Annotated in this window: 11 protein-coding genes and 1 tRNA gene; 5 read left to right on the top strand and 7 right to left on the bottom strand. The window is 69.7% G+C overall.

The genetic code is table 11. The features are described 5' to 3' along the window. On the top strand, positions 1 to 847 hold an 847-nt coding region (locus tag HCC30_RS15560; RefSeq protein ID WP_169443109.1), incomplete at its 5' end, for a class E sortase. A gap of 22 nt (positions 848 to 869) precedes the next feature. Continuing rightward, positions 870 to 1,703, top strand: a complete 834-nt coding sequence (locus HCC30_RS15555) for a class E sortase (protein ID WP_169443108.1) — start codon at positions 870 to 872, stop codon at positions 1,701 to 1,703. Positions 1,704 to 1,814: 111 nt separating this feature from the next. On the opposite strand, the gene HCC30_RS15550 is transcribed toward HCC30_RS15555, so the two are convergent. From HCC30_RS15550 to HCC30_RS15520, 7 genes are all read right to left on the bottom strand, one after another. Then, positions 1,815 to 2,207, bottom strand: a complete 393-nt coding sequence (locus tag HCC30_RS15550) for a hypothetical protein (RefSeq protein WP_169443107.1) — start codon at positions 2,205 to 2,207, stop codon at positions 1,815 to 1,817. 191 nt (positions 2,208 to 2,398) lie between these two features. Further along, positions 2,399 to 4,357 carry a Stk1 family PASTA domain-containing Ser/Thr kinase gene (gene pknB, locus HCC30_RS15545; protein WP_169443106.1) on the bottom strand — a complete coding sequence of 653 codons (1,959 nt, stop codon included), beginning with the start codon at positions 4,355 to 4,357 and terminating at the stop codon, positions 2,399 to 2,401. Between the two features lie 177 nt (positions 4,358 to 4,534). Continuing rightward, positions 4,535 to 6,001: a penicillin-binding protein 2 gene (locus HCC30_RS15540; RefSeq protein WP_169443105.1), complete on the bottom strand. Its 1,467-nt coding sequence runs from the start codon at positions 5,999 to 6,001 to the stop codon at positions 4,535 to 4,537. Continuing rightward, positions 5,998 to 7,425, bottom strand: a complete 1,428-nt coding sequence (locus tag HCC30_RS15535) for an FtsW/RodA/SpoVE family cell cycle protein (RefSeq protein ID WP_169443104.1) — start codon at positions 7,423 to 7,425, stop codon at positions 5,998 to 6,000. The genes HCC30_RS15540 and HCC30_RS15535 overlap by 4 nt, the downstream gene beginning before the upstream one ends. A 13-nt stretch (positions 7,426 to 7,438) precedes the next feature. Then, positions 7,439 to 9,157: a Stp1/IreP family PP2C-type Ser/Thr phosphatase gene (locus HCC30_RS15530; RefSeq protein WP_206323845.1), complete on the bottom strand. Its 1,719-nt coding sequence runs from the start codon at positions 9,155 to 9,157 to the stop codon at positions 7,439 to 7,441. 67 nt (positions 9,158 to 9,224) lie between these two features. Then, the gene (locus tag HCC30_RS15525) at positions 9,225 to 9,737 is read right to left on the bottom strand and encodes an FHA domain-containing protein (RefSeq protein WP_169443102.1); all 513 of its coding nucleotides are present in this window, start codon (positions 9,735 to 9,737) and stop codon (positions 9,225 to 9,227) included. 10 nt (positions 9,738 to 9,747) lie between these two features. Further along, entirely contained in the window at positions 9,748 to 10,551 is an 804-nt protein-coding gene (locus HCC30_RS15520; RefSeq protein ID WP_169443101.1) for a DUF3662 and FHA domain-containing protein, read from the bottom strand. A 462-nt stretch (positions 10,552 to 11,013) separates the two neighbouring features. On the opposite strand from HCC30_RS15520, the gene HCC30_RS15515 reads away from it, so the two are divergent. From HCC30_RS15515 to HCC30_RS15505, 3 genes are all read left to right on the top strand, one after another. After that, positions 11,014 to 11,097, top strand: a tRNA-Leu gene (locus tag HCC30_RS15515). Between the two features lie 268 nt (positions 11,098 to 11,365). Continuing rightward, positions 11,366 to 12,235, top strand: a complete 870-nt coding sequence (locus HCC30_RS15510) for a J domain-containing protein (protein ID WP_169443142.1) — start codon at positions 11,366 to 11,368, stop codon at positions 12,233 to 12,235. 25 nt (positions 12,236 to 12,260) lie between these two features. Beyond that, positions 12,261 to 12,605: a rhodanese-like domain-containing protein gene (locus tag HCC30_RS15505; RefSeq protein ID WP_169443100.1), complete on the top strand. Its 345-nt coding sequence runs from the start codon at positions 12,261 to 12,263 to the stop codon at positions 12,603 to 12,605. The last annotated feature ends 2 nt before the right edge of the window (positions 12,606 to 12,607 follow it).

The raw sequence follows: 12,607 nt of genomic DNA, 5'->3' as shown, positions 1-12,607 counted from the left end.
GGCGCACGGCGCACACGGCCGCGGCACCCGCGCCAAGGGCCGGTCCGGCACCGGCACCCGCAGGGCCGCCGCTGCGGGGACGGCGGCCGCCGTCACGCCGCAGGCCGCCGGGAGCAGGCTGGAGGCGCGGCGTGCGGCGCGGGCCGCCAAGGACGGGCCCGGGGTCATCGCGAGCCGGGCGCTCGGCGAGGTGTTCATCACCGTCGGCGTGCTGATGCTGCTGTTCGTCGCGTACCAGCTGTGGTGGACGAACGTGCTCGCCGGGCAGCAAGCGGGCGGCGCCGCCGACGAGTTGCAGGAGCGCTGGGGCGACGGCTCGGGCGGGGAGAAGGTCGATCCGGAGCGCAAGGCGGGGAAGTTCGCGCCGGGCGAGGGCTTCGCGATCATCCACATACCGAAGATCGACATCTCGACGCCGATCGCGCAGGGCGTCGACAAGACCTCGGTGCTCGACAAGGGCCTGGTCGGCCACTACAACCAGGCGCCGCTCGACACCGCGATGCCCTGGGACAAGCAGGGCAACTTCTCGCTGGCCGCGCACCGCAACACCCACGGCGAGCCCTTCCGGTACATCAACCGCCTGGTCGGCGGCGACAAGATCGTGGTGGAGACGGCCGACACGTACTACACGTACGAGATGACCAGCCGGCTCCCCTCGACCTCGCCGTCCAACACCAGCGTGATCGACCCGGTGCCGAAGCAGTCCGGATTCACCGAGCCAGGGCGCTACGTCACCCTGACCACGTGTACTCCGGAGTTCACTTCGAAGTACCGTCTGATCGTCTGGGGAAATCTGGTCGAAGAGCGTCCTCGCGACAAGGGCAAACCGGACGCTCTGGTGAAGTAGAGGCGAAAGCGGGCGATACGCGGTGGCAGAGCACGAGCGGGACGACGAGACCACCGCGGAGCAACCGGCGGACGAGCAGGCGCAGTCCACGGACTCCCCGGAATCGCCCGCCGAGGAGAAGCCGGAACCGGAGCCCGAACCCGGGCGGAAGACCAGGCCCCGCCCCGGCCGTACCAAGCGCCGGGTGTTCGCGGCGATCGGAGTCCTCGGCGAGCTGCTGATCACCGCGGGTGTGCTGCTCGCCCTGTTCGTCGTCTACTCGCTGTGGTGGACGAACGTGCTCGCCGACCGGGACGCCGAGCGCGAGAGCCGGAGCGTCCGCGACCACTGGGCGCAGCAGGAGGAGAAGGACACCGGGCCCGGGGAGCTGGACACCAAGAACGGCATCGGCTTCCTGCACGTACCGTCCATGTCCGGCGGCGAGACGCTGGTGAAGAAGGGCACGAAGCTCAAGGACCTCAACCAGGGTGTCGCGGGCTACTACACCAAGCCGGTCAAGTCCGCGCTGCCGCAGGACGATTCGGGCAACTTCTCGCTCGCCGCGCACCGCGACGGGCACGGCGCGAAGTTCCACAACATCGACAAGATCAAGAACGGCGACCCGATCGTCTTCGAGACCAAGAACACCTGGTACGTGTACAAGGTCTACAAGACGCTGCCGGAGACGTCGAAGTACAACGTCGACGTCCTGGACCCGGTGCCGAAGGAGTCCGGCAAGAAGGACAAGGGCCGCTACATCACCCTCACGACCTGCACCCCCGTCTACACCTCGGACTACCGCTACATCGTCTGGGGCGAACTGGAACGCACCGAAAAGGTCGACGCCGACCGCACCCCGCCGAAGGAACTGCGCTGAGGCAGGCGTCCGGACGCGCCACGCGGGCCGGACGCCGTCACTTCTGTGTCCGACCCGCGTGCGGAAAAGAGAGTTGGCCGCTGCGGGACATCCCCGCGAGAAAGGGCGGCATTACGTCGTCATCGTAATGCCCTTCCCTCCGTTCTTGGCCGTCTTGAGGGCGATCTTCTTTCCCTCGGGGAAGTTCTTGTTGCAGACTCCCCACGTTTCGGCGCCCAGTCGGCTTTCGCACTGCCCCTCGCGCCCGGCGCCCGGAATGGAGAACCAAGCGCTGGCGGTGCTGCCGCCCTTGACGCGGTCCATGAGGAAGATCTTGTCCCCGTGGGGCTGATAGCACGCCACGACCTGCTTGTCGACGACGCATTCGTAGTGGTACTTGCCGCTCGGCCACCCGCTCTTGGCGTAGTCGTGCTCCAGCCCGGCAGCCTGTGCGGCAGGCGACACGATGGAGGCGAGCGCAAATGCTCCGCCGGCGATCCCGAGTCTCAGTGCTTTCCTGTCCACGTTTCTCCCCTCCCTGTCGGTGCGTGCGCCCCGTGTTTCTCTCCCCGTAAAAGAGAGCGCCCCCACCGGCGACTGGACGTCTCTCCGGAGGGGGCGAATCCCCAAGTGGCGCTATTCACATAGAGTAACGAGGCAGGTGGAAAATGGACAAGTTCCTTCTTGCCAAAGTCGGAGTGGTCGGCCTTCAGGGGTCAGTGACCGAAGGGACCGCCGAAGATTCCGCCGCTGTCGCCGCCCTCTTCGCCGTCAGGCGCGCGCGTGACGACGTGGACGGCGTCCCCCTTCTTGGCCTGGCTGTTCCCAGCCGGGATTGTGGAAAGGACGATGGCCTCGTCTTCGGTCGGTCCGGTGATGGGCCCCACCGTGAACCCGGCATCTTCCAGAGCTTCCCTGGCGTCTCCGAGCGGCTGCTCCGTGACGTCCGGCACGGTGGCTGCCTCGTCGTCCTCCTCCGGGGCCTTGGCGACGGTGAGGGTGATCTGGCTGCCGTCGGGGGCGCTGGAGTCCGGCTCCGGGTCCTGCTTGAGGACGCTGTCGGCGGGCTTCTCGTCGTTCTCCTCGTCCGTCCGCGCCACCTTGAAGCCGAGGCCTTCGAGCTGGGCCTTGGCCTCGTCGAAGCTCTTGCCGAGGACGCTGGGGACGGGGGTGGTCGACTGCTTGGCGATGGTCAGGTTGATGACCGAGTCCTTCTGCGCCTTCTGACCGCCGCCCGGGCTCTGGTTGATGACCGTGCCCGGGTCCTGGTCGGACTCGGCCTGCTGGGTCTTGAACCGGAAGCCCGCGTTGGTGAGCTCCTCCTGGGCCTTCTCCACCGGCTTGCCCTTGACGTCGGGGACGTCGACGGGCGCCGGGCCCTTGGAGAGGTTGAGCTCGACCGTCGAGTCGCGCTCGACCTTGGAGCCCTTGGGCGGATCGGTGGAGCAGACCTTGCCCTTGGGCTGCTCGCAGAACTCCCGGCCGCCCTTGGTGACCTTGAACCCGCCGTTCTTGGCGAGGACTTCGGCCTGGTCGAAGCTCTGCCCGGCCAGCTGCGGCACCTCGACGGTGTCCGAGGCGCTCTGCCCGAAGAGGGCCTTGCCGACGAAGACGGCCCCGACGAGGACCAGCACCGCCGCGAGGGCGAGCAGGATCGTCGAGGTGTTGCTGCGCCGGCGTCCGCGTCCGCGTCCGTCGTCGTAGGCGCCGCCGTCGTCGACGGGCGGCATCATCGACGTCTGCGCGCTCTGCGCGCGCAGCGCCGTGGTGGGCTGGTCCTCCGGGTGGCCGCCGCCGTAGCCGACGGCGCCGAGCGCGGTGGTCGCCTGCACGGGCTGGCCGTCGAGGCACGCCTCGATGTCGGCGCGCATCTCGTCGGCGCTCTGGTACCGGTAGTCGGGGTCCTTGACCAGGGCCTTGAGGACGATGGCGTCCATCTCGGGCGTGATCTCGGGGTCGAAGGAGCTCGGCGCCTGCGGCTCCTCCCGCACGTGCTGGTACGCGACCGCCACCGGGGAGTCGCCGACGAACGGCGGCCGGTTGGTGAGCAGTTCGTAGATCAGGCAGCCCGTGGAGTACAGGTCGGAGCGCGCGTCGACGGTCTCGCCCTTGGCCTGCTCGGGGGAGAGGTACTGCGCGGTGCCGATCACGGCAGCGGTCTGCGTCATCGTCATGCCGGAGTCGCCCATCGCCCGCGCGATGCCGAAGTCCATGACCTTCACCTGGCCGGTGCGGGTCAGCATGATGTTCGCCGGTTTGATGTCCCGGTGGACGATCTGGCTGCGGTGCGAGTACTCCAGCGCCTGCAGGATGCCGACGGTCATCTCCATCGACCGCTCGGGCAGCAGCTTCCGCCCGGAGTGCAGCAGCTCACGCAGCGTCGAACCGTCGACGTACTCCATGACGATGTACGGGATGGACACCCCGTCCACGTAGTCCTCGCCGGTGTCGTACACGGCGACGATCGCGGGGTGGTTCAGCGAGGCGGCCGACTGGGCCTCGCGCCGGAAGCGGGCCTGGAACGACGGGTCGCGGGCGAGGTCGACGCGGAGCGTCTTGACCGCGACGGTGCGGCCCAGGCGGGTGTCGTGGGCGAGGTACACCTCGGCCATGCCCCCGCGGCCGAGCACCGAGCCCAGCTCGTACCGGCCGCCTAGGCGACGCGGCTCATCCATAGTCTCCAGCCCTCTCCGTTCGTCCGGGCCGCCTTGAATCGTTCGGCACGGCGGTGTGCTGCTCGGCATACGGTACCCGCCCCTTTTGGCGGGCCCGCGGTGACCGGGGTCACCTCGTGCTGGCGTGCGGTGCTGCCCGGGGCGCGGTGAAGCGCGCTCGGCGGCCTGCTGCGTCGGTCACTGCTTGCCGCTGAGCACGGCGTTCATCACGTCCTTGGCGATCGGAGCGGCGAGCTTACTGCCGCCGATCTCGCTGCGGGCTGTGTCCGAACTCTCGATGACGACCGCCACCGCGACCGGCGACGAGCCGTCCTGGTCCTTCGCGTAGCTGATGAACCAGGCGTACGGGTTCTTGCTGTTGTTCTCGCCGTGCTGGGCCGTGCCGGTCTTGCCGCCCACCTTGACGCCGGGGATCTGCGCGGTGGTGCCGGTGCCCTTCTCGACCACGGCCTCCATGGCCTGCTGGAGCTTCTGCGCGTTCTCGGAGGAGACCGGCTCGCTCATCTCCTTGGGCTTGTGCTGCTCGACGACGTTCAGGTTCGGCGCGACGAGCTGGTCGACCATGTACGGCTGCATCAGCGTGCCGTCGTTGGCGACCGCGGAGGCGACCATGGCCATCTGGAGCGGGGTGGTGCGGTTGCTGGCCTGGCCGATGCCCGCCATCGCGTTCTGCGGGCGGTTGTCCTCGGGGTAGACGCTCTCGGCGGCGCGGACCGGGGTGTCCAGCTCCTTGTCGTTGAAGCCGAACTTCTCCGACATCTTGATCATTTCCTCGTTGCCGAGGTCGTCGCTCATCTTCGCGAACACGGTGTTGCAGGACCACTGCATCGCGGTGCGGATGCTCGCGTTCTCGCACGGCGCCTGGACGTCGTTGCCCAGGTCGGTGCTGGAGTTGGGCAGCCGGTAGGGGACCTCGCTGTCGGTCTTGGAGTCGAGGTCGTACTTGCCGCTCTCCAGGCCGGCCGCCGCGGTGACCACCTTGAAGGTGGAGCCGGGCGGATAGGTCTGCCGCAGCGCGCGGTTGAGCATCGGCTCGTCCTCGTTCTTGCCGCGCTGGAGCTTGCCCCACGCCTCCGAGTCCGCGTCGCCGTTCCCGGCGAAGGTGGACGGGTCGTAGCTGGGGAAGCTGGCGAGCGCGAGGATCGCGCCGGTCTTCGGGTTGACGGCGGCGACGGCGCCCTTCTTGCCCTCCAGGCCGTCGTAAGCGGCCTTCTGCGCCTTGGAGTTGAGCGTCGTGACGACGTTGCCGCCCTTCGGCGGCTTGCCCGTGAGCATGTCGATCGTCCGGTTGAAGAACAGCCGGTCGTCGTTGCCCGTCAGGATGCCGTCGTTCAGGGCCTCCAGCTGGTTCGCGCCGAACGCCTGCGAGGCGTAGCCCGTGACCGGGGCCCACATCGCGCCGTCCTTGTAGGTGCGCTTGTACTTGAAGTCGTTGGCCTTGGTCTCGGCCGAGCCGGTGATCGCCTTGCCGTCGACGATGATGTTGCCGCGCGGCTCCGCGTACCGGGCGATCGCCACCCGGCGGTTCTCCGGCTGGCTCTTCAGCTCGTCGGCGCGGACGAACTGGACCCAGTTGTCGCGGATCAGCAGGGCCAGGACCAGCAGGCCGCAGAAGATCGAGATCCGGCGCAGTGGCTTGTTCACGGGCGGACCACCTGAGTCATCTCAGCGTCGGGTGAGGGAGCGGGCGCCGGCGCGGGGCGCCGTGCCGTGTCGCTGATCTTCAACAGGATCGCGACCAGCGCCCAGTTGGCGACCACGGACGAACCGCCCTGCGCCATGAACGGCAGCGTCATGCCCGTCAGCGGGACGAGGCCCATGACACCGCCGGCGACGAGGAAGACCTGGAGGCCGAAGGCCGAGGCCAGGCCGACGGCGAGCAGCTTGCCGAACGGGTCGCGCGCGGCCAGCGAGGTGCGGATGCCGCGCTGGATGAGCAGGCCGTACAGCAGCAGGATCGCCATGGCACCGGCCAGGCCGAGTTCCTCGCCGACGGTGCCGAAGATGTAGTCGCTCTTGGCGGCGAAGCCGATCAGCCGCGAGTAGCCCTGGCCGAGCCCGGAGCCGAGGGTGCCGCCGGAGCCGAAGGCCCACAGCGCCTGCATGGCCTGCTCCGAGTAACCGAGCATGCCCTGCTGGCTCTTGACGTAGGTGCCCATCGGGTCGAGCCAGGCGGTGATGCGCTGCTGCACGTGCGGCTCGAACGTGGCCACCGCGACGGCGCCGCCGACGGACAGCAGCAGACCGAAGACGATCCAGCTCGTCCGCTCCGTCGCGACGTACAGCATCACGACGAAGAGGCCGAAGAACAGCAGCGAGGTGCCCAGGTCGGTCTCGAAGACCAGGATCATCAGGCTGATCGCCCAGATGACGAGGATCGGGCCCAGGTCACGGCCGCGCGGGAGGTACATGCCCATGAAGCGGCGGGAGGCGAGTGCGAGCGCATCCCGCTTCACCATGAGATATCCGGCGAAGAAGACCGCGATGATGATCTTCGCGAACTCGGCGGGCTGGAGCGAACCCAGACCCGGGATCGTGATCCAGATCTTGGCGCCGTTCTTCGCCGGGAAGAACATCGGCAGCGCCAGCAGGATCAGCGCCACCGCCATCGAGATGTAGGTGTACCGCTGGAGAATCCGGTGGTCCTTCAGGAAGACCATGACCAGCGCGAACAGCGCGATCGCCAGCGTCGACCACATCAGCTGGCTGGGCGCCGCCGGCCCGCCCGTCTGCGGGGTGGTGATGGACGGTTCCAGGTCCAGCCGCCAGATGAAGACCAGACCCATGCCGTTCAGCAGCGTGGCGATGGGCAGCATCAGCGGGTCCGCGTACGGGGCCCAGCGGCGTACGACGAGGTGCGCGACCCCGGCCAGCAGGCCGAGGCCGAGACCGTAGCCGATCATTCCCGTCGGCACGGTGCCGTCCTTGGCCAGGCCGACGTTGGCGTACGCGAAGACGGGGATGAGCACGGCGAAGATGAGCATCGCCAGCTCGGTGTTGCGGCGGCTGGGCAGACCCCCGGGCGAGACCGTGGTGTTGCTGCCGGTGTTGCTGATGTTGCTGCTCATGCTGTGCGGCCCCCTACGGCGTGGTGCACTGCTTGGCGAGCTCCTGCTGTTCCTCCGTGAGCCGGGGGCCGGGGGTCGGAGAGGGGGAGCTCTTGCCAGTGCTGTCGGTGCGGTCGGTGCGGTCGTGATCAGCGGTGAAGGCGATCGGCAGCGCCAGCGGCGCGGCGGCCGCCTGGGTGCCGCCACCGGTGACGGTCTGGTCGGCCGAGCCGCCGGTGCCGCCGGTGGTGGTGTCCGTGCTGCCGGACCCGCTCGTCGACCCCGCGGTTCCGCCCGGCGCGGTCTGCTGCTGGTCCTGGTCGCCGCCCTTGGCCGGGTCGGTCTTCGCGTCGCCCTTGCCCTTGTCCTTCTCGGAACCGGCGGGCGGGTTCGCCTTCTCCTCGGCGACGATCCGGCAGACCTCGGCCTGCCGGCCCAGCTCGTTCACCTTGTCCTCGGCCTCGGAGAGGCTGCCCGTCGCGATCGTCTCCTTGACCTGGTTCCGCTGGTACACCGGCAGGTACTTGAGTTCGATCTCGGGCCGGTCCTCGTGGACGCTGTGCAGGCTGATGCCCGCCAGCTCCTGGCTGATGCCCCGGTACAGCGCGACGTGTTCGCCCCCGGAGGCCGCGGCGCCCACGTAGTACTGGTTCTGCGTCCAGCGGTAGCCGCCGTACAGCGCGCCGCCGACGACCGCCAGTGCCAGCGCGCCGATCAGCGAGCGCTTGATCCACCGGCCGCGCCCGCCGGGCCGCCCGTGCTCGTCGTCCGGGTGCGCGCCGAAGGCGCCGGGCGGCGGGGCCTGGCTCAGGTCGCCGCTGCCGGGCGGGCCGAAGCCGTCGGGCGGCGGGCCGCCGGACGGGGCGCCCTGGCCCGACTGGCCCGCGCCGCGGCCGAGTTCGGCCGCGCGGGCCGCGGGGGTCTGGAGCGTCGAGGAGGTGGAGAAGGCGTCGCCGAGCTGCTGTGCCTCGGCGACGGCGCCGACCACGACGGGGGTGTCGTTCAACTGCCCGGCGACGGCGTCGTTCTCGTCGACGTCGAGGACGTCCGCGACGATGCAGGTGATGTTGTCCGGGCCGCCGCCGCGCAGCGCGAGCTGGATCAGCTCCTGCACGGTGTCCTGCGGCGCGTGGTGCCCGGCGAGGGCCTCCTCGATCGTCTGGTCGCTGACGACGGTCGGCAGACCGTCGGAGCAGACGAGATAGCGGTCGCCGGCGCGTACTTCACGGATCGAGAGGTCCGGCTCGACGTGGTCGCCGCTGCCGAGGGCGCGCATCAGCAGCGAGCGCTGCGGGTGCGTGGTCGCCTCTTCCTCGGTGATCCGGCCCTCGTCGACGAGCCGTTGCACCCAGGTGTGGTCCTGGGTGATCTGGCTGATCTGGCCGTCCCGCAGCAAGTACGCGCGGGAGTCGCCGACATGGACGAGGCCGAGCCGCTGGCCCGTCCACAGCAGGGCGGTGAGCGTGGTGCCCATGCCCTCCAGCTGCGGGTCCTCCTCGACCATGACGCGCAGCTGCTCGTTGGCGCGCTGCACGGCGTCCCCGAGCGAGGTGAGCACGTCGGAGCCGGGGATGTCCTCGTCCAGCTGGACGATGGTGGAGATCACCTCGGAGCTGGCGACCTCACCGGCGGCCTGGCCGCCCATGCCGTCGGCCACCGCGAGCAGCCGCGGTCCGGCGTATCCGGAGTCCTCGTTGTGCTCGCGGATCATGCCGTCGTGTGATCCGGCGGCGAAGCGCAGCGACAGACTCATGCGCACCTCGCCCGACGGCTCCGGGTACATCCGCACGGTGCCCACCCTCCGGTCGTCATGTCTGTCACTACTTCCGCAGCTCGATGACCGTCTTGCCGATGCGGATCGGCGATCCGGGCTGGATCGGTGTCGGTGTGGTCAGCCGGCTCCGGCCGAGGTACGTGCCGTTGGTGGACCCGAGGTCCTCGACGATCCACTGGCCGTCACGGTCCGGGTAGATCCTGGCATGCCGGCTGGAGGCGTAGTCGTCGTCCAGCACGATCGTGGAGTCGTGGGCCCGGCCGAGGCTGATCGTCTGGCCCTGGAGCGCGACCGTGGTGCCCGCCAACGAGCCCTCGGAGACGACGAGTTTGGTCGGCGCGTTCCGCCCGCCGCGGTTGCGGCGCCCGCCCCCGGAGGTGCGCCCGCTCTGCGACTGCTGCCGCTGCTGCGGACGCTGGTTCTCCGCGCGGCGCGCGGCCCGCTGGGTCACCCGCGTACCGAACAGGTCGCTGCGGATGACCTGTACGGCCACGATGACGAACAGCCACAGTACGGCGAGAAAGCCCAACCGCATGACCGTCAGGGTCAGCTCTGACATTGCCCCCGCTTCACCCTTCGGCTTGCCGGTAAATGATCGTGGTGCTGCCCACGACGATGCGTGAGCCGTCGCGGAGATTAGCGCGCGTGGTGTGCTGCCCGTCCACCACGATGCCGTTCGTCGACCCCATGTCCTGGACGGTGGAGGGGTTTCCCGTCCGGATCTCGCAGTGGCGGCGCGAGACGCCCGGGTCGTCGATGCGGACATCGGCCTCGGTGCTGCGACCGAGGACGAGGTTGGGCTTGGAGATCTGGTGGCGGGTGCCGTTGATCTCGATCCAGCGTCGCGTCTCCGCGTTCGGCAGCGGGCCGCCCGCACCGGGGGAGCCCGGCGGGTAACCCGGGGGCGGGGACTGCGGCATGGGCGGGGCGCCCGTGGGCCGCGGCGGTGCGCCGGCCTGCCCGGACCCGCCCGCGGAAGGGGACGCCTGCTGCGAGCTGCTGGAGGCGAGGGTGCGGCTGCGCACGCGGTACAGGCCGGTGTCGAGGTCGTCGGCCTTCTCCAGATGGACGTTGATGCTGCCCATGAAGGTGTAACGCTGCTGCTTCGCGTAGTCCCGGACCATGCCGGACAGCTCGTCGCCCAACTGACTCGAGTACGGGCTGAGACGCTCGTAGTCCGGCGCACTCAGCTCGACGATGAAGTCGTTGGGGACGACGGTCCGCTCGCGGTTCCAGATCGTCGCGTTGTTGTCGCACTCGCGCTGGAGGGCACCCGCGATCTCCACGGGTTGCACCTCGGACTTGAACACCTTCGCGAAGGTGCCGTTCACGAGACCTTCGAGTCGCTGCTCGAAGCGCTTCATAACTCCCACGGTGCACCTCCTTCCCAGATGCCCTCGGCTCTAGTGCGCCTCCCAGTGTCGCTTGGGCACACGCATGCTGCTCGCAGTACTGCTTACTGATCGTATCCACGCGCGGAGGAAACGGCTGGTTCCCCGCTGAGGCGCAGCGGCCGAGTGTCACCTCTCACATCCGTGCCGGACTCAGAAGTCGCGTCACAGCCTCGCATGGATCGTAGGGCCAGCGGGGCCAGTGTGGCCCAGGGGTGCCGTGCGGCGGGGATCGGAGCGGGCCGGGCCCGGGTAGGAGGGGCGGATTTCGGCCCGTTGTGCGGAGCGTGCCTGGTGGGGGCGTACGGGCCGGCCTCCGTGCGGGGGGAAGGGGGGTGCCGATGAGGGATGTGAATCCACCCCGGAAGCCGTGCTAGTGTTCTGGATGTCGGAAGGCGCCGCAGGGCCCCACAGGGGAACGAAGGCCCGGAAGACACACCCATTGCGCGGGTGGCGGAATAGGCAGACGCGCTGGATTCAGGTTCCAGTGTCCGAAAGGACGTGGGGGTTCAACTCCCCCCTCGCGCACAGCGATTGAGCCCCGCAGGCTTCGGCCTGCGGGGCTCTTCTCGTATGTGCGCCCTCTCTGCCGCGGCGGTGCGATCCGGGTGTACGCGGTGATGCATCCCACTGCGTGACATAACGGGCGGACGGGGTCACCCGCTTCGGTTATGACGCTGCGTGTGCGTATGGACGTGGAGCGTAACCACCGGGCGGGATCGGGGGGTTGTCGCGTCCGCCGCGCAACGGCCGCGCTGGGAGCGGGAGCTGTGCGGTACGTAGGGTGGGCCCGATGATGGCGAACCCGGAACCGGATGCCGAGCACTCCGTCCCCAGCGAGCAGAGCTCCGAGGGCGCGGGCACGCAGCGGCTGGAGCAGGCCGTGAAGGCCGCGGAGACCGCGCTGATCGAGTACGAGATCGCCGTCGAGACCTTCCGGATCGAGGTCGAGAACTTCTCCCGGCTGCACCACCAGCGCCTCGGCCCGCTCTACGCGCGGCTCGACGAGCTGGACGCCCTCGTCGCCGAGACCGTCGCCGCGCGCACCGGGGACCCCGAGGACGAGCGGGTGGCCCGCGAGAAGCGGGCCGCCGTGCTGCCGATGCCGGGGGTCGACGAGCTGTTCCAGGGCTGGATCGACTCCGAGGGGCTCTCGCCCGAGGCCACGGCCATGCTGAACGAACAGCCGGTGCGGCCTCCGGGGCGGGTGCGTCCCAGCGAGGAGGCGCGCAAGGCGTACCGCGAGCTCGTCCGCAAGGCCCACCCGGACCTGGCGCAGGACGACGCGGAGCGGGAGCGGCGCGAGGCGTTCGTGATCCGCGTCAACCGCGCGTACGGCGAGGGGGACGCGGAGGCGCTGCGGGCGCTGGCCGAGGAGTGGGACGCGGGCCCGCGCGAGCCGGAGCCGGGTCCGAGCCGGGCCGAGGAGCTGTACGCGCGGCTGGAGTGGCTGGCGCGGCGCAAGGAGCGGCTGTCGGAGATGGCGGCCGAGCTGAGCGAGAGCGCGATCGGCGCGATGCTGAAGATGGCGCCGGACGACCCGGACCGGCTGCTGGAGGAGATCGCCGAGCAGCTGCTGTCCCAAGTCGAGGAGCGCGAGGCGGAGTTGACCCGTCTGCGGGCTCAGGACGAGGGCGGCGCACAGGAACCGGGCCCGCAGGGCTGAGGAAGAGCAAGAGAGGCTGTACGTCATGCAGTTCGGTCAGGTCCCGCAGGTGGACGTCGCGTCGGTGCCCGGGGACGGGCTGCTGCTGGACGTCCGGGAGGACGACGAGTGGGCCGCGGGGCACGCCGAGGGCGCGCTGCACATCCCCATGAGCGACTTCGTCGCCCGCTTCGGTGAGCTGACCGAGCGGGTCGGCGACGAGGGCGCGCGGGTCTACGTCCTGTGCCGGGTCGGCGGGCGGTCCGCGCAGGTCACGCAGTACCTGGTGCAGCACGGCGTGGACGCGGTGAACGTCGACGGCGGGATGCTCGCCTGGGAGGCGGCCGGGCGTCCCCTCACCGCCGGTGAGGGTGCTCCGCACATCGTCTGAGC

Source organism: Streptomyces sp. HNM0574, assembly GCF_012726235.1.
In the GTDB taxonomy this organism is placed as follows: Bacteria; Actinomycetota; Actinomycetes; order Streptomycetales; family Streptomycetaceae; genus Streptomyces.
The sequence above is the reverse complement of the archived record's forward strand: the minus strand, read 5'-3'. Positions and strand labels throughout refer to the sequence as shown.

What these genes read in the sequence shown, in the direction of transcription:
- pknB (WP_169443106.1), bottom strand. Translation starts at nt 4,357, where the DNA reads ATGGATGAGCCGCGTCGCCTAGGCGGCCGGTACGAGCTGGGCTCGGTG.
- HCC30_RS15535 (WP_169443104.1), bottom strand. Translation starts at nt 7,425, where the DNA reads ATGAGCAGCAACATCAGCAACACCGGCAGCAACACCACGGTCTCGCCC.
- HCC30_RS15530 (WP_206323845.1), bottom strand. Translation starts at nt 9,157, where the DNA reads ATGAGTCTGTCGCTGCGCTTCGCCGCCGGATCACACGACGGCATGATC.
- HCC30_RS15525 (WP_169443102.1), bottom strand. Translation starts at nt 9,737, where the DNA reads ATGTCAGAGCTGACCCTGACGGTCATGCGGTTGGGCTTTCTCGCCGTA.
- HCC30_RS15510 (WP_169443142.1), top strand. Translation starts at nt 11,366, where the DNA reads ATGGCGAACCCGGAACCGGATGCCGAGCACTCCGTCCCCAGCGAGCAG.
- HCC30_RS15505 (WP_169443100.1), top strand. Translation starts at nt 12,261, where the DNA reads ATGCAGTTCGGTCAGGTCCCGCAGGTGGACGTCGCGTCGGTGCCCGGG.